The sequence below is a fragment of the Rothia sp. 11254D007BW genome (genome assembly GCF_053548195.1).
The window spans coordinates 940,427-960,388 of record NZ_JBPWPK010000001.1; the positions used below are offsets into that span (position 1 = coordinate 940,427).

Annotated in this window: 20 protein-coding genes and 1 other RNA gene; 3 read left to right on the top strand and 18 right to left on the bottom strand. The window is 58.4% G+C overall.

Annotation, left to right across the window (positions count from 1 at the left end; all coding sequences use genetic code 11):
* Positions 1-13: 13 nt before the first annotated feature.
* The gene (locus tag ACEE43_RS04205; RefSeq protein ID WP_083091691.1) at positions 14-313 is read right to left on the bottom strand and encodes a DUF4193 domain-containing protein; all 300 of its coding nucleotides are present in this window, start codon (positions 311-313) and stop codon (positions 14-16) included.
* A gap of 424 nt (positions 314-737) precedes the next feature.
* On the opposite strand from ACEE43_RS04205, the gene sepH reads away from it, so the two are divergent.
* Both sepH and ACEE43_RS04215 read left to right on the top strand, forming a co-directional pair.
* On the top strand, positions 738-2,090 hold the full coding sequence (sepH, locus tag ACEE43_RS04210) for a septation protein SepH (RefSeq protein WP_449107367.1): 1,353 nt from the start codon (positions 738-740) through the stop codon (positions 2,088-2,090).
* A 256-nt stretch (positions 2,091-2,346) separates the two neighbouring features.
* A complete protein-coding gene (locus tag ACEE43_RS04215; protein ID WP_449107366.1) occupies positions 2,347-3,354 on the top strand; it encodes a hypothetical protein in 1,008 nt (335 codons plus the stop codon).
* A gap of 33 nt (positions 3,355-3,387) precedes the next feature.
* Here ACEE43_RS04215 and ACEE43_RS04220 read toward each other — a convergent pair whose 3' ends face one another.
* The 6 genes from ACEE43_RS04220 to ACEE43_RS04245 form a co-directional block, all read right to left on the bottom strand.
* On the bottom strand, positions 3,388-4,620 hold the full coding sequence (locus tag ACEE43_RS04220) for an alkaline phosphatase family protein (protein ID WP_449107365.1): 1,233 nt from the start codon (positions 4,618-4,620) through the stop codon (positions 3,388-3,390).
* A gap of 1 nt (position 4,621) precedes the next feature.
* The gene (locus ACEE43_RS04225; protein WP_449107364.1) at positions 4,622-5,245 is read right to left on the bottom strand and encodes a DUF5998 family protein; all 624 of its coding nucleotides are present in this window, start codon (positions 5,243-5,245) and stop codon (positions 4,622-4,624) included.
* 72 nt (positions 5,246-5,317) lie between these two features.
* Positions 5,318-8,146 carry a bifunctional acetate--CoA ligase family protein/GNAT family N-acetyltransferase gene (locus ACEE43_RS04230; RefSeq protein WP_449107363.1) on the bottom strand — a complete coding sequence of 943 codons (2,829 nt, stop codon included), beginning with the start codon at positions 8,144-8,146 and terminating at the stop codon, positions 5,318-5,320.
* A 137-nt stretch (positions 8,147-8,283) separates the two neighbouring features.
* Entirely contained in the window at positions 8,284-8,805 is a 522-nt protein-coding gene (locus ACEE43_RS04235) for a DUF4190 domain-containing protein (protein WP_449107362.1), read from the bottom strand.
* 158 nt (positions 8,806-8,963) lie between these two features.
* Positions 8,964-9,455 (bottom strand): aromatic ring-opening dioxygenase LigA, encoded by a 492-nt coding sequence (locus tag ACEE43_RS04240; protein ID WP_449107361.1) that lies wholly within the window; start codon positions 9,453-9,455, stop codon positions 8,964-8,966.
* 167 nt (positions 9,456-9,622) lie between these two features.
* Positions 9,623-10,492 (bottom strand): PucR family transcriptional regulator, encoded by an 870-nt coding sequence (locus tag ACEE43_RS04245; protein ID WP_449122297.1) that lies wholly within the window; start codon positions 10,490-10,492, stop codon positions 9,623-9,625.
* A 478-nt stretch (positions 10,493-10,970) separates the two neighbouring features.
* Here ACEE43_RS04245 and ACEE43_RS04250 point away from each other — a divergent pair, with 478 nt between their 5' ends.
* Positions 10,971-12,347, top strand: a complete 1,377-nt coding sequence (locus ACEE43_RS04250) for an MFS transporter (RefSeq protein ID WP_449107359.1) — start codon at positions 10,971-10,973, stop codon at positions 12,345-12,347.
* A gap of 64 nt (positions 12,348-12,411) precedes the next feature.
* On the opposite strand, the gene ssrA is transcribed toward ACEE43_RS04250, so the two are convergent.
* The 11 genes from ssrA to ACEE43_RS04305 all read right to left on the bottom strand — a co-directional run bounded on the left by ssrA (position 12,412) and on the right by ACEE43_RS04305 (position 19,885).
* Positions 12,412-12,787, bottom strand: a transfer-messenger RNA (tmRNA) gene (gene ssrA, locus ACEE43_RS04255).
* Between the two features lie 150 nt (positions 12,788-12,937).
* Positions 12,938-13,564 carry a DUF4190 domain-containing protein gene (locus ACEE43_RS04260; protein WP_449107358.1) on the bottom strand — a complete coding sequence of 209 codons (627 nt, stop codon included), beginning with the start codon at positions 13,562-13,564 and terminating at the stop codon, positions 12,938-12,940.
* A gap of 21 nt (positions 13,565-13,585) precedes the next feature.
* Complete coding sequence (gene smpB / locus ACEE43_RS04265) at positions 13,586-14,080, bottom strand: SsrA-binding protein SmpB (RefSeq protein ID WP_135012007.1); 495 nt, start codon at positions 14,078-14,080, stop codon at positions 13,586-13,588.
* A complete protein-coding gene (gene prfB, locus ACEE43_RS04270; protein ID WP_449107357.1) occupies positions 14,077-15,201 on the bottom strand; it encodes a peptide chain release factor 2 in 1,125 nt (374 codons plus the stop codon). The genes smpB and prfB overlap by 4 nt, the downstream gene beginning before the upstream one ends.
* Before the next feature lie 81 nt (positions 15,202-15,282).
* Positions 15,283-15,774 (bottom strand): pilus assembly protein TadG-related protein, encoded by a 492-nt coding sequence (locus tag ACEE43_RS04275; RefSeq protein WP_237185389.1) that lies wholly within the window; start codon positions 15,772-15,774, stop codon positions 15,283-15,285.
* On the bottom strand, positions 15,771-16,229 hold the full coding sequence (locus ACEE43_RS04280) for a pilus assembly protein TadE (protein WP_449107356.1): 459 nt from the start codon (positions 16,227-16,229) through the stop codon (positions 15,771-15,773). Before ACEE43_RS04280 ends, ACEE43_RS04275 begins: the two co-directional genes overlap by 4 nt.
* Positions 16,210-16,596 carry a TadE/TadG family type IV pilus assembly protein gene (locus tag ACEE43_RS04285; protein ID WP_237205061.1) on the bottom strand — a complete coding sequence of 129 codons (387 nt, stop codon included), beginning with the start codon at positions 16,594-16,596 and terminating at the stop codon, positions 16,210-16,212. The genes ACEE43_RS04280 and ACEE43_RS04285 overlap by 20 nt, the downstream gene beginning before the upstream one ends.
* A 9-nt stretch (positions 16,597-16,605) precedes the next feature.
* Positions 16,606-16,803 carry a hypothetical protein gene (locus tag ACEE43_RS04290; RefSeq protein ID WP_237205084.1) on the bottom strand — a complete coding sequence of 66 codons (198 nt, stop codon included), beginning with the start codon at positions 16,801-16,803 and terminating at the stop codon, positions 16,606-16,608.
* Positions 16,804-16,866: 63 nt separating this feature from the next.
* On the bottom strand, positions 16,867-17,802 hold the full coding sequence (locus tag ACEE43_RS04295) for a type II secretion system F family protein (RefSeq protein ID WP_237199759.1): 936 nt from the start codon (positions 17,800-17,802) through the stop codon (positions 16,867-16,869).
* Positions 17,799-18,653 carry a type II secretion system F family protein gene (locus tag ACEE43_RS04300; protein WP_237199760.1) on the bottom strand — a complete coding sequence of 285 codons (855 nt, stop codon included), beginning with the start codon at positions 18,651-18,653 and terminating at the stop codon, positions 17,799-17,801. The genes ACEE43_RS04295 and ACEE43_RS04300 overlap by 4 nt, the downstream gene beginning before the upstream one ends.
* The gene (locus ACEE43_RS04305; protein WP_449107405.1) at positions 18,650-19,885 is read right to left on the bottom strand and encodes a CpaF family protein; all 1,236 of its coding nucleotides are present in this window, start codon (positions 19,883-19,885) and stop codon (positions 18,650-18,652) included. Before ACEE43_RS04305 ends, ACEE43_RS04300 begins: the two co-directional genes overlap by 4 nt.
* Positions 19,886-19,962 lie beyond the last annotated feature (77 nt).

The following is a 19,962-nucleotide window of genomic DNA, read 5'->3' on the forward strand; positions in this document are numbered from 1 at the left end:
AGTTTCTTAGTCTTTAGCTCTCGCACTCGATGCAGAACTTGAGATCGCCCTCTTCGCGGGCAATCTGGGAACGATGACGCACTAGGAAGCAAGAAGCACAGGTGAACTCGTCGTCCTGTGCAGGGAGCACCACAACGTTCAGCTCTTCATTGGAGAGGTCAGCACCGGGCAGCTCAAAACTTTCGGCCGCTGCGTTTTCGTCCTCATCCACTGCACCTGACTGCATTTCTGAGGGGCGTGAACGCAGCTCCTCAAAGGACTGGTCCTTGCTCTCTTCATCCTGCTTGCGAGGTGCATCGTAATCGGTTGCCATGGTTTTCTCCGTATTAAGTGTGCGAAGGGTAGATACCCCCTCTGTCTGGTCTGGGGTACCTGCACCTCGGTCTTGGTGTCGACCAACTCTGCGCTCGTCAGGGTCTACGACTGTGTTGAGGTGACGGGTAGAATTGTTCACCATTGCCCCCGATAATGCAAGTGGAAACTTCATGTTCTCTCTCAGCGAGTCACAATGGCTCAGACAGGGCTGATACGGGAGCAGAAAAATATTTCAAGCTCTTGCTGAACTTGAGCGAAAAACCCTTGAAAAACCGGGTTTTTCCAAAACTTCTCTCCCACCCCCAGCTACTTTAGCTTTCAAGCACAGCTTGAGCCGGTAGTCTTTCAAGTAAGTGTAAAGATTGAAGTGAGCACCCCTCTCTGCTGAGGTGGTGCCCGGCCCCATCTAAGGAGACCGAGCAGTGCGAGAACTGCGACTTGCTGGCATTCACGACGACGGTGAAAACCTCGTCCTCGAATCATCTGACGGTGCAACCTACCTCTTGCCCATCGACCAGAACCTACGGCAGAGCATTGCCCGCGCCCGCCGCATCAGCCCCCTGCGCGGGGGAAGCGCTAGCGGCACCTTTGGCCCCCGCGACATCCAGACCCGTTTCCGCCAGGGCGCAACGGTTGAAGAGATTGCCGCAGAGTCAGGGTGGGAGCCGGAGCGCGTGCGCCGCTACGAGTGGCCCATCATTGCTGAACGCGCCAACATCATCCAGACAGCCCGCACCGTGGTCATCTCCCCCGCCCCCGGCCAGGGTGGAGCAGCACAAAGCCTCAACCAGCACATCGAAGCCGTATCTGAACGCTTCGACTTCTCCCAAGCCCCCATGGAATGGAGCACCTGGCAGCAGGAATCTGGCCAGTGGACCGTGTCTGTCGATGTAGAGCTAGGCGAGGACGCCCAGGCTAACTTGCCCCGCGGCGTCATGTTCCCCGCCCGGTGGAACTTCAACCCTGCCAACCAGAGCATCTACGCTTCAAACGAAGCCGCCTACTTCCTCATGGGCCGCGACCACTCCCACGATGCCCCCATTCCGGGCCCGGCCAAGCAGGCAGCGGCACCCCAGGACGAGGCTGCAAGCGACGTTCCCGAGCAGGCTGCTCCCGCCACCGTTGGTGTTCAGGTTGCTGAGCCCCGCATCGCCCGCGTGAGCATCCCCGAGCAGAAGGAACAGAACGAGCTGCTCGATGAGCTGACCGCCCGCCGCGGCGTCCGCTCCTTTGACCCTGCCAGCGAGCGCAAGCTAGCTGACCTGCTCGAACGTGCCCGCCGCAGCTCCCGCCCTGCCCCCGCGGCCGAGGTGCAGGCCGAATCCGCTCCTGAAACCGAAGAACCTGCTGCGCCGGTAGCCGAAGAAGCAGCCCAGCAGCAGACTGCCGCTAGCGAAAATACAGCCAGTGAAAATGCCACTAGCGAAAATACCGTAGAGCAGCAGGTACCTGAGGAGGCTACCGAGATGGGCGCCGAAGCTCCGGTAGCTCTTGAGGAAGCTCCCCTGCCCGCCGAGATTTCAGATGCTCAGGGCGCCCAGCCTGATGAGCAGGTCCAGGGAGCTGAGGACTCGCCCGTCGCTGTGGAGTCTAAGAGTGAAGACGACACCCAGAATGCTGATGCTCCCCTCACCGAAGCTGCAGAAGATGCCCCTGATGCGCAGGCCGAGCAGGTAGAAGAAGAGCCTAAGGCCCAGCAGCCCAAGGCTAGCCGGGCCAAGCGCACCAGCGTACCGAGCTGGGACGACATCATCTTCGGCAACCAGCGCCGCTAAACCCGTCGCTGGCAGCGCCTGCCCAAGCCCCGCGTCCGCCCCTTTGGGGGAAGGACGCGGGGCTTTGCTCTTACTGGTGTAAGGGCTAAGGGAAGTCGCCGATTTCACGGGTGTTTTCGTTAGAGGCACCACAGCACCAGCAAGCTTTCAGCGCGTACACTAGATACAGTAATCTCTCTTATTTTCACCGCACCAGCCCACGTCGCAACCGTTTCGCACACGGGTAAAGGGCTTAGAAACACTTGATAAGGAAAACGTGACCACGCCCCGTTCCCACCAGTCACCAGATTCTAAAGACCAGAAGCCCACCACCGCCGACGACACCACAGAAGCTTTCCCTTCCCCCGCTGCCGAGGGCACTGCCGATGATGCGACCGAAGCCCTTCCCCTGGCAAACGGCTACGAGTACGTGACTGCCGATAGCGGGAGCACCCGTACTGTTGTAGATACGGACGACGACTCTCTGGCCTTTGGCCTCATGCGCAACGGCGACGTCGTTGAGAAACTCACCCGGGAAGAGCGACGGGCAGACAGGGCAGCCGAAAAGGCCGCAGCTAAAGAAGCTGAACGGGCAGAAGAGGCCCGCAGGCAGGCGGCTCTTGCCGCAGCGGCAGCCGCAGCAGCTGAACGTGATCAGCTGAACCCCCATCATGCGGAAGAGGAGCAGGAAGAACGCAAGACCGGGTCAAAGGTCTTTTTTATCGGTTCCGCGGTACTCACGGCAGCCGCTATCGCCCTAGTCGCCGCTTTCTTACTACCCCTCAACGACGAAAGCTCTCAACAAACCACGGTAGAGGCGACCCCGGCACCCACGGTAGCAGAGACCAGCTCAGCGGCTGCAGAAAGTTCAACGGCGGCACCCGTTCCTAGTTTTAACACCAAGGCACCGACTGTCACGGAACAAGACGGCGGTACCGAAGAGCCGGTCGCCCCCGGCAGTGTTCTTTACGCGCCGACCGAAGAAGCTCCTATAGTTGAGCAGGCCGCTGAGCCTACAGCAACTGAGACAGTCATTGAAGCTACCGAACCGGCTCCCGTAGAAGAGACGCCGGTAGCAGAAGAAACCCTGGTTCTAGAGCCGACCGAGGTGGCTACTGATCCGGGCGAAGTTGTAGCTCCTGATGACGCTGCACCTGCCGAAGAACCGGACCGTTCCGTTGAAACTGCCGCTACCGATACTGCTAGCGCAGCGAGCCTATCTAGCGCTCCGGCCGCGGACGGCAGTAGCGTAGACCCCACCCTAGCGGCAACTACCGGCCCCTAGCCGCGCGCGGCGGGGCGGGCGTCCGCACCGGTTCTAGCCGGTGGGTAGCATCAACAGGGGCACCTGTGTTTCCTCAAGTGTGAGCGATCCGTGCTGACCCACCATCTGCAGGGCATGGGGCTTGTAGTGCCGCATGTCGTAGAGGGCGATAGGTTCGCGGGCAGCCACGATAATATCGCCGATACGGCGGCGGGCCTCGTCGGTTATCGGCTGACCAAAATAACCGGCATCGAACAGGTCTTCTGAGTCAAAGACCCAGGCCTGTTCTCCCCATGCCTCAGCCCACCGGCCCAGGGCGTCCTGGCGAGCAGAAGTACTGGCGTCCTTTAGGTAGAGCTGCACCATGCGGGGTTCGCCCGCCGTCAGCTCAATGTTATCCAGCAGAGCCGTATCGCCCGAGTAGTCGATGCGGTTCTCAGGGGCGATATCGACCATGCCGTGGTCTGCCGTCACCAGCAGTAGCACGTGCGGGGGCAGCCTGCGGGCCAGCGATTTCAGCGCGAGGTTGAGCTCTTCAAGCTGCTCAAGCCACTGGTCGGACCGGGTACCAAACTTGTGCCCGGCCTGGTCAATTTCCCCCCAGTAGAGGTAGACCAGGGACGGCTTACGGGAGTTCAACAGGCTAGCGGCCAGGGTGGTGCGGGCAGCATACCCGGCTGCGTGTACGAAGCGTCCGCCCCGCAGGCCAGCCTCGCTCAGGCCGGTGCCCGCATACTTGCTCAGCGATACTGTCGCTACATCCAGGTGGTTCTGGTAGCGCTCAAAGACGGTGGGGTGGGGCTGCCACTGGTGGGGGTCGACGGCTTTGTCCCAGCCCGAGAGCTGGTTCATGACGGCCCCGGTAGCCGGATTTTTCACCTCGTACCCCGCCATGCCGTGGTAGCCCGGCGGGGTCGCTGTTCCCAGGCTGCTGAGTGAAGCCACCGTGGTTGAGGGGACGGCCGAGTGAATCGGGCCAAGCTGGGTGGCCTTCTTCAAGAAGGGGGCGTAGGAGCCATAGGCACTCAGCAGGCTCTGCCCCAGACCATCGACCATGACTAGGCAAACGCTACGGTAGCGGGTAGGGTCAACCCCGGCGGCGCGCAGGCGGTCTGCCAGGCCGAGCAGGTCGTGACGTCCTGCCCCGTGCAGGGGGTGCGGGTCGGGGGTGATAGACCCCTGGGCGACCAGGGTGCCACAGGACTCGAAGAGGTCGGCTAGGTTGTTGCCGCCATAGCCGGGTTCGGTGGGTAGGGCGTTACCGCAGTAATCGGTCAGGACGCTCATCTTAGGCTCCTGCCTGCGCGGAGCCGCCTGCCGGGGTGGCTACCTGGTTCATTGCTGCCATGTGGGCAGAGCGCAGTGCGCGGGCGAAGCTCCTAGCCTGGGCGGTAGCCTCTTCCCCGTCGGCAGGGGCGCTCACGCGCAGGAGCATGTCTTCCCTCGGGCCCATACCGGTGTAGCCGTGGTCGGCGTCGCAAGCGGGGTCGGGGCAGTCTGCCGGTTGTACGTCAAGGCGCTGGGAGCCCGTCCAGGCAATCAGCATCGAGACTTCTGAGACGGGGCTACCGGCCTGGTAGTGCTGGGGCTGCGGGTAGGTGTAACTGATGGTCAGGGTTCGAATACGGCTCACGTGCAGGGTCTCAACCGACACGTGGGCAAGAACCTGCTGGCCGCTTTCGTCGAGGTTCTGGTCATCCAGGTGGGCAACCAGGAGCATCTGACCGGCCAGCACCAGCACCGTAATGTGGCGGTGCACCTCGTTCTGGTCAAAGTGGGTCTCTACCTGAACCAGGTGCGAGGTAGGCACCAGCCCCGCCAGGGCTTCATCGACCGTATCGAGGACGAGCTCGGGGTAAAAGCCTGCCTGCTGAATATCCCTGGTGAGGGCTTCGGCTGCGCTGAGGTTCATCGTCTCGTCTCTTTCTAGGGTGAATCTGGCCAGTAGGTCTACCCTCCATCTTAGGTCATGGCTAGGTTACACTTAGCTGCTCATGGTTCGGCGGGCAGAATCGGTGCGCTGCTGGGGGTTGCCCAGGCGTATCTTGGCGCCCACCACCGTGAGGGTCTCTTGTGAGAGCAGGACGGGGTTGAGCTCAAGGTAGGCAATCTCGGGGTGGTTGTCTTTCATCAGGGCTACCCGGGCGCAGAGGTCTTCGAGCAGGTCAACCCGCACCTGGGGCAGGTCGCCGTCGGCAAAGAGCTTGGCTGCTGCCTTGGGCGAGCGCACCATCTTGTAGACATCCCGTTCGGTCAGCGGTGGGATGCGGTGGGCCCAGTCTTCCAGCAGACTGGTGGCGTCCCCGGCCATGCCGAAGGAGACCACGGGGCCAATCAGGGGGTCTTCGATGCCGGTGAGTACCGCTGTTTGGCCGGCCGGGGCCTGTTTCTGCACGGTGAGGTCGAACCTGCCGTAGGGTTCGAGCACGCGGTGCATTTGGGCTACTTCGCTGATGAGTTCGGCGTCGCTTTCGATGCCCAGGCGCACACCGCCCAGGTCTATGCGGTGGCGCAGGAAGTCGTCAGTTGTTTTCAAAACGACCGGGTAGCCGCCTGCCCGGGCAGCGGCCTCAACGGCTTCTTCTGCGGTGTCAAAACCGTACTCGGGCAGCAGGCTAATGCCGTAGTGGGCAAGGAGTTCTTCGGTGGCAGAAGCTGGTACATCGAGCAGGTTCTCACCGCTCACCTGGGTCAGGTGCTGGGCAATGTCAGCGGCCGCAGCCTTGGGGCTGACGTTCTCGGGAGTAGCCAGAACCCCGGTTTCTTTCTCGCGCCACTCCACATAGTCCATGACGCTTGCCAAAGCCAGGATAGAAGCCCCCGGTGACTCAAAGCAGGGCAGCCCTTCTTGCAGGAGGGGGGCGCTCTCCCCCGCTGTGTCCCCCTCTGCCGGGGCGGGCGTCCGCTCATCCGGGTCTTCCCAGATTCCGCGAAGGGCGGCATCAAAGCTGAGCGTGCCGGGGAAGGCAGCAACCACGGGTTTTCCGGTACGCTTGCCTGCACGGTAAAGGACGCGGGCAACGTCCTTGGGGTCGATAGAGTCACCGGTGAGGAAGACTCCGATAGCCGCATCAATATCTGATGCTTCGAGGGCGCTGGTTGCCACGTCTTCAAGTACCTCTAGCCCGTCGATACCGTCATCGGTGAGCCTCAGCATGGACTCGGTCACCCGCACATCGATGTTCAGGGCCTCGGATTTGTCGGCGATAATCTGCCCCAGGGCTGAGGCGTTGGAGAGGATAGCCACGCGCCGCCCAGCAGGAAGGGGCTGGGAGACCAGCACCTGGGCAACGTCGAGCACCTGGTCGAAGGTTTCGGCGCTGATAACTCCGGCCTGCTTGAACATGGCGTCCAGGGCTTCGGTGGGGGCGATGGAGGTCCGCCCCGAATGCCCGGGAGGAAGCTGCTGGCCGGTCACAGCGTTCTTGGCCACGAGCACGGGCTTGACGCGGGAGAGCCTGCGGGCGATACGGGAGAACTTTCGGGGGTTGCCGATAGATTCAAGGTAGAGGGCGCAGACGCGGGTTGCTTCGTCGTCTTCCCAGTACTGCATGATGTCGTTACCCGACACATCTGCGCGGTTGCCCGCAGAGACCAGGGACGATACACCGATATTGCGCTTGACGGCGGTGTTAGAGAACATGGCGCCGATAGCTGAGGACTGGCTAAAGAGCCCCAGGGCGCCAGGCTTGGGGTCCTGGGCGCTGATAGTGGCGTCAAGGCGGACGCCAGGGTTATTGTTCAGCAGGCCAAAGGAAGCAGGCCCGATGACGCGCATGCCGTGGCTGCGTGCCGATTTGACCAGGGCTTTTTGGCGGGCACGGCCGCGGGCCCCGTCGTCCGCGTAGCCGGAGGTATAAATCAGGACTCCGCGGACGCCTGCCTCGCCGCAGGCTTCTACGGCTGCAGCTACATCGGCGATGGGGACGGCGATAATAGCTAAATCTACACGGGCCGGCACTTCACCGATGCTGGGGTAAACGGGCACCTCACCGGCAGGTAGCTGGTCCTCGTTAACGCCGTAGAGGGTGCCGGTGAATCCGCCTTCCACCAGGGTTTTAATAACCTTGTGACCGTTGGCTTCCCAGCGGGGTGCTGTACCGATCACGGCAACGGTGTCGGGGGCAAGGAGCTCGGCGATAGATTTGGCTTCAGCACGGTGCTCGCGGGCTTCCATCACGCCGCGGGAGCGGTCGGTGGGGTCGATGTTGAAGTAGACCATCACCATACCGTCTTCAAATTCGCGGGAAATCTCGTAGCCCGCGTCGGTAAAGACGTTGAGCATTTTGCGGTTCTGGGGCAGGACTTCGGCGCTGAACCTGTCGATACCGCGTTCGTTAGCTGCTGCTGCGAGGTGTTCTAGCAGGATTGACCCGATGCCGCGCCCCTGGTGGGCATCGGAAATCATAAAGGCCACTTCGGCCTCGGTGGGGTTGTGGGTGCGGTCGTAGCGGCCGATGCCGATCATTTCATCACCCAGCATGATGACGAAGGCGACCCGGTTATTGTGATCCACCGTGGTGAACCGGGTTAGTTCTTTGTCGCTCAGGGTGGGTTTGTGGGTGAAGAAACGCAGGTAGATAGTGCGTTCAGACTGGCCCGCGTACATTTTTTCGAGGGCTGCCCGGTCGGTGGGGACGACGGGGCGCAGGTTGGCGGTGGCTCCGTCGCGCAAAACGACGTCCGCCTCCCAGTGGGCCGGGTAGATGAAGGGGATTTCGTCGGTTGTGGGGTGGGCTGGGTCAGCCGGGGTGAAACGCGGGGCCTGGCCGTCCTGCTCGTAGCGGCCTGCGGGTGCTTCTGATTCAGTCACGGGGTGCTCCTGGGCATGCTGGGGGCGCTTTCCCCCATCATAACGTGATTGAGGTGGAGCTCACAGCCCTATGGTTACGATGGGCCCTCTCGATGTTTAGTGGAAGAATAAGAGTCGCTGCAGGCTCCCACTCATTTTTAGTAGCTGGTGTTGCTCTCGATACAGCGGGTGATAGCCTCTTCGTCCCCGGCGTGGGTGATTTCGCAGTTTGCGGTTTCGGCCCCGTTCAGGAACCAGCTCGCCATGAAGTAGAAGAAGACCGCCACCGGGATGCAGAGAATGCCCAGGGCAATACCGCCCCAGGCCATACCGGCTGTCTGCCCATGAAAGCGGGTGCGCGGGTTACGCTTGCGAGCGTGTAAGGCTTTGATACCCAGCACGATAGCTGCCACCGCAGGAATGAGAGCTAGCAGGGCAAAAACGCCCGCCATGAGCACTACAAGCCAGCTCGCCACGCCCACCGATAGAGCCATGACCGCCTGGTAGTAGCCACGGCCTCGCTTATCCCGCGCTATTTCTCCGTAGGGGCGGCGGTGGGTGCCTGGCACCCGGTACTGGGCAGGCTCCCCCGGGGTTTCGTAGTCCAGAACAGGAGGTAGAAGGACGTCCGTGCCCGCGGGTGCTTGCGACTGGGGGGTAAGCGGGGGCTGGGTGCTCACGGCGTCCTCTTTCTTCCTAAAACCATTGGCCCGCTACCGGGCCTTATCCTATGGTCAGCTTACCAGTACCGTCACCTCGTAATCTAGGCAACAGCCCCGCTTCTACTCACCGCATAGAGGCGAAGAAACGGGGCTGGGACTTGCTGCTACTCAGAGAACTAGGCGGTAACAGCTACCTTTTTCGGAGCAATTTTGAGCAGAGCGGCACCGATAAAACCAAGCACAACTCCCAGTCCCATGACCAGGGCTGATACACCAAAGGAAACAACCGAGGTGAAGAGAGAAGCGCGCAAGAAAGAAGCGTCCATCACCAGGTTGCGGCGGGTCTGAAGTTCTTCTGCCAGTGCTTCATCGCCAGTCTCTTGAGCTTCGCGCACCATGGCACCCAGCTCGGCATAGGTTTTCCCTTCGTAAACGGTACCTTCAGCACCTGCGGTGGCATGCTGGCGAATGGTTTCTGCCTGAGCGTAAGCAGTCAGGGGGCCTTTAACATCCTTACCGGCAAAGGCGCCGCCCATAAATTCAGAATCGGCAGGTACGCTAATGCGCTCTTCTGCGAGCTGGCTGCTAACTGTAACCCACACGGTGGCACCTCCAATCAGCATGACGATGGCGGCAAGAATCGATACAAGCCCGGCAAGGCGTGACATGATAGGCCTCTCAAGAGGTAGTGGGTGAATATTGTCCACTGCTGAATCTTCAGCAATGTTTTATAACTATGTATTATTTTATCGTCCACCACCCCCTTATTCCACTTCACATAAAACCTCTTAATATTCACTTAAAATAGTCCACATAACCTTATTGATAAGGTGATTTAGACTGAATCACCTACACTGAGAGTGCCCTTTAGGGCCATATCGTGCCGCAGCCACATTAGTTCGATACAGGTATCAATTTCGTTCAGACTACGGCCGGTGATCTGCTCAAATTTCGCGACCTTATTCCGCAAAGTATTCTCGTGGATATAGAGAGCCTGGGCAGCATCACGATAACTACGGCCATGCTCCAAAAACGCCCACACATACATCAGCAGGGCTTCACCGCCGCCGCGATTCTCCCGCAGAGGCGCCAATAACCCCTGTTCTACAACACCCCCCAGCCAGGGGGTACAGGCAACCGCTAGGCGCCAGCCCCGACTGCGCACATCAAAGCACCCTACGCTGCCCGGTTCTAACGAAGCTAAGACGATTCGCGCTTCTTCCAGCGATGCCGCCAGATTACCCATATGAACAGGACGTCCAAGAGCTAAAACTCCACCGCGAAGCTCCTGCCAGCTACTCACTCGGGAGGCAGCAGCGTCCGCCCCCTCAAGGGCTGGAAGCACCCCCACCAGGCACCCCTCAACCGCATCGGCTAAAGCCGGGGCAAGTGCACCCGAAAAAGCACTCTCAACCTCAGCAGCCCATGTAATCGGGGAGACCTCCCAACCCAGAACTACCTGATATTCCAGCTCCCCGGGCAGCCCCAGGCGACTAGCCAGGCGCTCTTCGTCCGCCGCCTCCAAAACCCCCTGCACAAGACGAGTTAGAAAGTCGCGTTTTTCAACCTTTCTCCGCTCGGTGTCGCTCAACAGGGCAGGTTCATAGTCGCGCGCCGCCTGAACCATGAACCACTCACCCACCTCCCACATAATCCCCATGGCCTCCAGGCGTTTTTCAAAAGGCAAGCCAGAACGCTCAGCCATCTGCACAAATCTTCGCTGGGTAGCAGATAGAGCAAGGCGGTGCGCCCTCAACACAGAGGCCAGAGAAACCCCCTGCACCTTTCGGCGAGGAGCCACTTCATAGACCCCTTCACGCCCGCTACCCAACACTTCATCTACAGGAGCAGAACTTTCTAGGCACATTATCGCCGCATCAAAAACCCCTGCCACGCTATCAACCAGCTCTTCACGTGGTACTGCCCGGTACTCCGAGAGCTCATCAACAACAGCTCTTACAGCACCCACCACCAGGGCATCCTTTTCCGCAGCCAAAGACTGCAGCAATACATCCAGCCTAATGTAAGGTATCTCACTCATATCACCATTGTAGGAAATTACACACGAGCACAACATGTAATAAAAAAACCCACATTGCCATGATGTAAATCACATTATTACTGTTAGTGGAACGCCTACCGCACCGGGGGCGTCCGCACAAACAACACCAAGGGAACCCAAGATGACAGAAGCTATCTTCAAAGCAGAAAAGGTGATGCAGCCTGTACGTACCACAAAGCAAAAGCGTAAAGCCTTTATCGGGGCTGTCGCCGGGCACCTCATCGAATGGTACGACTACGGTGTCTACGGCTTCGTCGCCATCTACGTAGGCGCTGCTTTCTTCTCAGCCAACACACCGGCCGTAGCCCTGCTCGCCTCCTTCGCAACCTTTGCACTTTCCTTCTTTATGAGGCCCCTCGGCGGCTTCGTCTTCGGCCCGCTCGGTGACCGCATCGGACGCAAAAATACCATGGCCCTGGTCATGTTCCTCATGTCAGGCTCCACCTTCATGATTGGCCTGCTCCCCACCTACGAAACCATCGGTTTTGTAGCCCCAGCTCTACTGATTCTGGCACGCTGCCTTCAGGGGCTCTCCGCGGGCGGTGAAATCGGTACCGTCACCTCCTACGTTGCCGAATACGGCGGCCCCGAACGTCGTGGCCTAGCCACATCGCTACTCATGACCATCGCAGTCTCAGGCCTTATCTTGGGCTCCATCGTAGCCAACGGCCTTGCCTCAATCCTGGGCGACGCTGCCATGCAGGAATACGGCTGGCGTATTCCCTTTATCATTGCCGGCCCGCTCGGCCTCATCGCAGCTTTCATCCGCTCCCGCCTGGAAGACACCGCCCAGTTTGAGGCAATTTCAGAATCAGGCCATCAAGAGAAGCGCCCCATCCGCGCCACCTTCCAGTGGAAACTCAACATCACCCTGGTCGCAGGCTCCATTGCCCTGCTGGCAAGCATGTTCTACCTTATTTTGACCTACTCCTCCACCTACTTCGTCAAGGACCTAGGATTCTCAGCTAACACCCGTTTCTGGTTCATCACCATCGGCGGTCTAACGGCAGCTTCCCTCATGCCCCTGGGTGGCCTGATTACCGACGTTTTCGGCCGGCGCTGGTTCCTCATGGCAACCTCTGCGCTCACCATACCCGCGCTCTACTGGTACTTCACCACGGCCCCCGGCTCAACGCCGTCCGAAATCTTCCTGCCCTTTATGGTGATTTGCGTGCTCTTTGGTCTCTACTCTTCAACCCCCTACGCGGTGATGAGCGACCTGATTCCCACGTCCATTCGCGCCACCGGTATTTCCATGGGCTACAACATTCCCGTTGCAGTCTTCGGTGGCTCCGCGCCCTTTATCGCAACTTACCTAGTGAATGCCACCGGCGATATAACCTCGCCCATGTACTTTTTCATCGGGTGCGCGGTTCTCTCGTTCCTTGCCGCGGCGTTTACCACCCAGAAAAACTATCAGCGGGTTCGTGACGCCGATGCTGACCTCATGGAGAAGGTTGCTACTTCATCTATCCCCACGGTAGAGCCTAAGAAGTAACGCCAACTCGTAGAGACACAGAAAAGGCCCTCCGCCCGGATTACCCGGGCGAAGGGCCTCAATACTGTGGAGATGCGGGGAATCGAACCCCGGTCCGATGTGGCGTCAACGGGTCTTCTCCGTGCGCAGTTTGTGAAAGCGGTGTTTTCGGCTACCTTGCTTGCGCAAACACTTACAAGGCCTAACCTAGCCGTATAAAAGTCCCACCCGGCCCTACGACAAGGACGGGCAGCAGTGGCCTTTTAAACTGATGGTAGGGGCTGAGCCAAAGGCAAGCTCAGGCTACCAGACTGCATCGCTGGGATTATTAGGCAGCGAGTGCGAAGTCAGTGCGCTTAGATTCTGCACTTATTTTTTTGCAGAGGGCGTTAACGAGATAACCCTGCGTCCTCGGCACGCTTCATCCATCTCAACTCACATCGTCGAAACCGATCATCCCCATATTCTTTTATCAAAGAACGCCAAGCTAAGCGTTTTCCAGTGCTCTTTCGAGTCGCAACTCATCAGTGAAAGACACCGGCCCAATTAGCTCGGATGTACCAGTCTACCAGCTGGCTCTCCATGCTGTAAAGAGCCAGCTGGCAGGTTGATTAGACGTTGCTGCTTGAATCTGTGACGTCAAGGCCCAGCTGCTGGTTAATGCACTGTTCCATGAGAACCTCGTCCTGAGAGTAGGCCATGCACTCACCGAAGGCCGAGAAAATCCAGCCGAAGAACACCAGCATTGCCAGGGAAATAAGAATGCCCAGGGAGCTAAATACGATGCCGGTGATAGCCAGCCCCTTGCCGCCGCCACCGGTCTTGGTCTTACGCAGGGCAACGATGCCCAGCACCAGGCCAACGATACCCAAAATACCGCCCAGAATGACCCAGCCGCTCAGGAAAGATAGGATACCTAGAATCAGCGACGTAATGGCTAGCCCCTTAGGTGCTGAGGCTACCTGCTGGCCGTAAGCGTCATACCCGTAGGACGGGTAGCTGGCAGGCTGCTGGCTGTAATCTGCCTGGCCGTAGTTAGGCTGTGAGTAGTTGGGCTGTGAGTAGTTGGGCTGTGAGTAGTTGGGCTGTGAGTAGTTGGGCTGTGTGTAGTTAGGCTGTGAGGAAGCACTGTTAGCCTGCTGGCTATAGTCCCCGTTTCCCTGCTCTGTAGCACCTGAGCTGTACTGCCCGGGCACGTAATCGCCGTAGGGGTTTTCCTTGTTGTTTCCGGTGGTCATTTCTCTCCTTCGAGTAGTTTCTTATCCCAGGTTCTTATAGCGCATAGCGCGCTGGGCTTCGAGGTTGTCCTGGCGCTCACGCAGGGCCTGGCGCTTGTCGTAGTCGCGTTTACCGGTGGCCAGGGCAATTTCTACCTTGGCTCGCCCCTTGCTGAAATAGAGCTTGAGGGGCACGACGGTGTAGCCGCTTTCCTTGAGCTTCTGAGCGATCTTATTGATTTCGCTGCGGTGCATGAGCAGTTTACGGCGGCGACGGGCTGCGTGGTTGGTCCAGGAGCCGCGCCCGTATTCAGCGATATGGATGCCCTCTAGCCACAGCTCATTGCCGTACATCTGGCAGAAGCCGTCGGTAATTGAGGCTCCCCCATCGCGCAGGGATTTAACCTCGGTGCCCATGAGCACCAGCCCTGCCTCCCAGGTTTCTACGATGTTGTAGTTATGGCGAGCGCGGCGGTTGGACGCTATGGTGTGGTTATTCGGGTCTTCTTTCGTTACTTTTTTCTTAGCCACGATTATTCTTCGTTCTTTCTTTTCTGTCGTTCTGCTGCGCGCCACCGCACGCCGGCGTCGATGAAACCGTCGAGCGCACCGTCGAATACGGCGCTGGGGTTTCCCTCTTCATAGTTGGTTCGCAGGTCTTTGACCATCTGGTAGGGGTTGAGCACGTAGGATCGCATCTGGTCACCCCAGGAGGCTTTGACGTCACCGGCAAGTTCCTTCTTTTTGGCGTCCTCTTGCTCTTTGCGGAGCAGGAGAAGGCGGGATTGCAGGACGCGCAGTGCTGCGGCTCGGTTTTGTAGCTGGGACTTTTCGTTCTGCATGGAGACCACGATGCCGGTGGGGATGTGGGTCATACGGACGGCGGAGTCCGTGGTGTTCACGGACTGACCGCCGGGCCCTGAGGAGCGGAATACATCGATTTTGAGTTCGGACTCGGGGATTTCGATGTGGTCGGTCTGCTCGATGAGGGGGATGACTTCCACCGCAGCGAAGGACGTCATGCGTTTGCCCTGGCTGTTGAAGGGAGAGATGCGCACCAGACGGTGAGTTCCCGCTTCGATAGATAGGCGCCCGAAGGTGTAGGGGGCTTTGACCTCAAAGGTTGCTGATTTGAGGCCGGCTTCTTCGGCGTAGGAGGTATCCATCACCGTGGTGTCGAAGCCGTTTTTCTCGGCCCAGCGCAGGTACATGCGCAGAAGCATCTCTGCGAAGTCGGCGGCATCCACGCCACCGGCTCCTGCTCGGATGGTCACGACGGCGTCGCGCTGATCGTACTCACCCGAGAGCAGGGTGATTACTTCGAGCTCTGCTAGACGTTTTTCGATAGCCTGCAGTTCGGTTTCTGCTTCGGCAAGGGTGTCGGCATCACCCTCTTCGTCAGCCAGTTCTACCATGACCTCAAGATCGTCGATGGCCTGGCTTAGTTTGACGAGCTTATCGAGTTCGGCCTGTTTGTGGGAGAGCTGGGAGGTGACCTTTTGGGCGGCATCGGGGTCGTCCCAGAGGTCGGGGGCGCCGGCTGCTTCAGAGAGTTCTGCGATGGTAGCGCGCAGCTGCTCAACGTCGCTGACCTCTTCGATGGAGGCGTAGGTTGAGCGCAGGGTTTTGATCTGGGCAGAAAAATCTAAAGTAGCCATGACTATTAACCCTAGCTGAAAACGATGGCAAGCGCCCGGTTTTGCCCCTGTTTTGCGCTGACGGGGCAGAGCGCTTCTATTCTAGTCTTGGGTGGTGATGACGCGCGCCCGGCCGGTAACGGTGATATCGACGCCGTCAGGTAGCACAACGGAGAGTAAGGGCGGGTGGGCCCTGGCAGAAAGGACGATAACCGCAGTGTTGTTTCCCGACGCCCCGGTTGCGGGGTTTAAGGTCAGGTGGGAAAAGTCGGTGCCAGCACCGCTTTCTTGCAGAAAGGTATGAGCGGACGCCTGCACCCCGGCACTGGTGAGGGTCACCTGGGCCTGGGTCTCCCCCACCGCGGTGATGCCTTCAATACGCTGAGCAGCGGACGTTGCCGCTTGGTCGGCTAAAGACTGTAGACGCTGTCTTTCAAGATAGACGGAACTTACTCCAACGACGGTGGAAGCGACCAGCAGAAGCACCAGGCACAGCCCCACGATGAGTGGGAGGACGCTTCCCCGCTCAGCGTCGCGCTCGGTGGCCTCATGGCACGGCCTCCGCTGAAGCTGGGTCTGTCTAATCTGTGTCATGAGTAGTCTCCTCCCCAACTCACAGCCTGTGAGGTCATAGTGGCAAGAGTCGGTGCCCCTGGCCAGGGCACCAGAGGCAGCCCAACCTCGACAGTGACATCTACCGTCATTCGCTCGCCCTGGGCGCAGACGTCCTCGCAGCTCAGCGTGGCAGTAATGGTTTCGGCCTCTAAACCAAAGTCGCTAGCCGTCAAAGCGGCAACCGCTTGCACAGCAGATTGGGTACGCTGCTCCGGTGGCAAAAACTGAATCACCTGCAACGCATGGGCGCTAGCGTTAGAAGCTGCAAAAGCAGCCGACTGCATCGAAAAGACTGATAACAGAAAATAGACCGTGGGCACCATCAACAGGGCGCCCAGTCCAATAAACTCAACAAGAGCGCTACCCTGCTCAGGGTTGTCTGCCTCTCGCGTATCTACAGCTCTATCACCGTGTTTATCGCTGAACCACAGCATGACCACTCACCTCCCACTGGGCAGCTACCCCAAAGGGACCGATGAGGGGCACCGGGGCAACCACGGTGACCTGCACGGCGTCCGTGCCCTGCCACTGGGTAACAGAACTGCTAATCGTTGCCGAGTAGTGGGAAGGTAGCACCGAATACAGTAGCTCGCGGGCACGTTCTTCTCCGTCAGCCGGTGTTTTATCGAGCATGGCCCCATAGCGAGCCCCCTGAGATACAGCGTCCTGCAGCACGTTACGGGTGAACAGCGCGAAAGCAACCTGCAAAACGCCTAGAAAAAGTAAGACAACTAAGGCAGATACCATCACGAACTCCGCCGTTGCATTACCTCTCTCCTTCTCAGGGGGCACAGCTCTCATGTGGCTCTCCTAGCGGTTAATCATTGCCATTGCGTTATTGAACATGTTGACGAGGGCGTCCTGAGCAACCACCAAGATAGCGGCCACGAGGATAGCCGACATCATCGTGATCATTACCCAGCCAGGCACGTCCCCGCGCTCAGGGTCGTCCTGGCTTGTCAGAGGCGCAAAGATATTGAGAAGGGCCTTGAGGTAGGTGTCGGTCATGAACTTCTTCATGGGATTCTCCTTTGAATATGAGTGTGATAGAAGGTGCCCAAGCGGGCGGGTTTAGAAGTTAAGATTCAGTAGGGAAAGGCCAGGAAACATCGCAAACAATACGGTGAGCGGAAGTATCAGAAAAACGACGGGGGCCATCATCCCGATTTCTTTCTTTCCCGCAGTTTCCATGAGCTCTCGTTTAGCGTTATCGCGGACGTCCTGGGCCTGAGCCCGCAGAACATCTGCCAGGGGCGTGCCACGCTCAATAGCTACAACCAGGCCATCCACAAAACGGGATAGGGCTGCTACCGAGGTACGCTGCGAAAAACTTTGCAGAGCGACCACAAGGGACTCCCCGGAACGAGTCATCGCGAGAATAGTTTGGAACTCGCGAGAAAGCTCTCCCTGCGAACTCCGCACCACCCGTTCAAGCGACCCGATGGCAGATTCCCCAGCGGTAACAGATAGGGCCATGAGCTCTGCCAAAGCAGGAAATTCAGCCAGCATGGCTTTCTCCCGTTTCGCGATCTGCTGAGACAGCCAATAGTCGCGTGCAAGGAAGCCAGCACAAGCGCCCAGAACAATCAGCAGGACTCCCGGCACAAAACTTACCGTCCCTTGGGCGAGCCCCACAGCCACCAAACAAATACAGAGAGTAGCTGCCAAGAGACTCCAGAGCACCTGCTGCACCCGGTACTCTGCGGTTGTCAGATTCCCACCTAGCTGGGTAAGTCGTTTTTCGAGGGCCACCGTATCAAAGCTAGACTTACCAAGACTCCGGTACAGCTTTTCAACCCACGGTGCAAGGAGGGCAGCGCTCGCCCCGTAAATACCTTCAGGTAGCGTGCTATACGGTGTGTCCGGGCGGTTCTTTTTAAGCTCCGCCGCACGAAGCTGAGGCGCTATACGGTCTGCAAAGCTCTCACGGCGCTGGGTCCAGATACTCGAAAGTACCAGCCAGATTCCTGCCGCTAGGAAAAGGCCGAGGAGAAGGGAAAAGTTCATGCCAGCACCCTCTTCTCTTCCGGTAGAGCACCGATACGCATCATCAGCCTGTAAGCGATGACGGTCAGGGCTAGGCCGCTCGCTAACACTAGGAAACCCGCAAAACTGTTATAAATTCTGATAGTGCTGGGCTGGGTAGCCATAAGGCCCAGGACGACCCAGGGAGCAACACAGGCAAGGCGGGCAGCATTAACCGTCCACGACTGTCGAGCCTCAAGTTCAGAGCGTGTCCTGCTATTCTCGCGGAGGAAAGTACTCAAAGTCCCCAGAAGACGACCTAAATCAGTTCCACCCACCTCACGAGTAACTTTGAGAGCCTCAATGATGTTGTCAGCGGTGGGGTCACTCAAGCGGTCTTTAAGACGGTTGAGGGCTGGAAGGAACTCCCCGCTAGCACGGTAGTCTGAAGCAAAACTAGTAAAAGCCGGACGCAGGGGCTCCGGCCCCCGGTACTGAAGCTGCATGAGAGCGTCCGGAAGCGACAAACCTGCACGGATTGCTGACCGCAGATGGTCCACCGCATCCGGCCATAAATCCCGCAACTGGGCCTGCCGCTGAGCAGCACGATGCTTAACCACTAACCGAGGGCTAAAGAACCCAACGCCCGCAGCCAGGGCAGCCAGAGGAACCAGTGAGGTCAACGCGAAGGTCAGCACCATTGCAACAAGAGCAGCTACAGCAGAAACCATATAAAACATAGCTACCGTGAACTTTTCTAGGTCTGCCTGGCGCAGCAGCTGTTGTATCGCCGGGGCTTTTCGTTCTTTTTTCTCCTTAGCGGGGAGCTCCCAAAAGGACATATAGATTAAGAGCGCGCCGATACCGAACATCAGCCCGAATAAAGCACTCATGCTAGTGCCCCCTCGCAGTTAAGAAGGGTCTCAGGGGCGTAGCCAGCACGAGTAAATTTCTCAGGCGAAGGCACCTCAGAAGCAACGCATACCAGCTGATCGCCTTCTCGTCTAAACAGTGTGCTGGTTTCAATCACCCCGTTTTCGACCCGGTTACCAACGGCAAGAATCTCTCGCACCTGCCGTTTGCCCCGCAGATTACGGTCGCAGTGAACCACTAAATCAAAGCAAGAAGCCACGGTGGGGACGACAAACGAACTCGAAATGTTATCGCCGGCCAAGAGTGGAAGGGTACACATCTTCGTGATTGCGTCACGAGCTGAGTTAGCGTGGATAGTACAGAGCCCCGGGAGCCCGGAGTTGAGCGCGATGAGCATATCAAGAGACTCAGCTTCGCGCACCTCACCAATGATGAGGCGGTCGGGTCTCATGCGCAAAGCCTCTTTCACTAGGCGCCGGAGAGGAATCTCGCCGTGGCCTTCCAGGTTGGGCTGACGGCACTGCAAATTCACAACATCGCGGAGGGGAATTTTGAGCTCAAAAATCTCCTCACAGGTAATAACGCGCTCCCGCATGCCAATAGATGCTGACAGACAGTTCAACATGGTTGTTTTGCCAGCCTGAGTAGCACCAGAGACCAGGCAATTTAACCCGCTGGCCACGGCTGCATCTAAAAACTTTGCAGCATCCGCACTCAGGGAACCTAGCTTCACCAGGTCACTGAGCCTAGTAGCTCTAGCGATAAACTTGCGGATATTGATAGCCCAGTGACGGCGGGTAACATCCGGTATAGCGACGTGAAGCCTAGAACCATCAGGCAAGGAACTATCGACAAAAGGCGTACTCAAATCAAGGCGCCGCCCCGAAGTCTTGAGCATACGCTCTACCAGAGCACGAATTTGTTCTTCGCTGAGGGTCAGCCCGGTTAGTTCAGATTCCCCAGCGCGAGCCACAAAAATCTCGTCCGGCGCATTGATCCAGATCTCTTCAACAGAGCTATCATCTAGATACTGCTGAATCTCACCGAAACCGCACACCTTATCGAATAGAGAGCTAATTAGGGCATCAGCATTCTCAAGCCGTGGAACTGCTCCACGCAGCATCTGACGTTCATAGTCCGCGATTGCCTGCTGAATCAGTTCTTTGGCTTCCCCCTGCTGTACGAGCGGGTCAATACTGCTTCGACGAATCAAATCACGAACGTCCGCCTCAATTAAAGCCTCCGCTTGCATCTCAGGCATCTGTCCCCCTTACGCTCCGTTGCGACTGGTCGTTGAATTACCAAACAAGATACAGATGATTAGGCAAA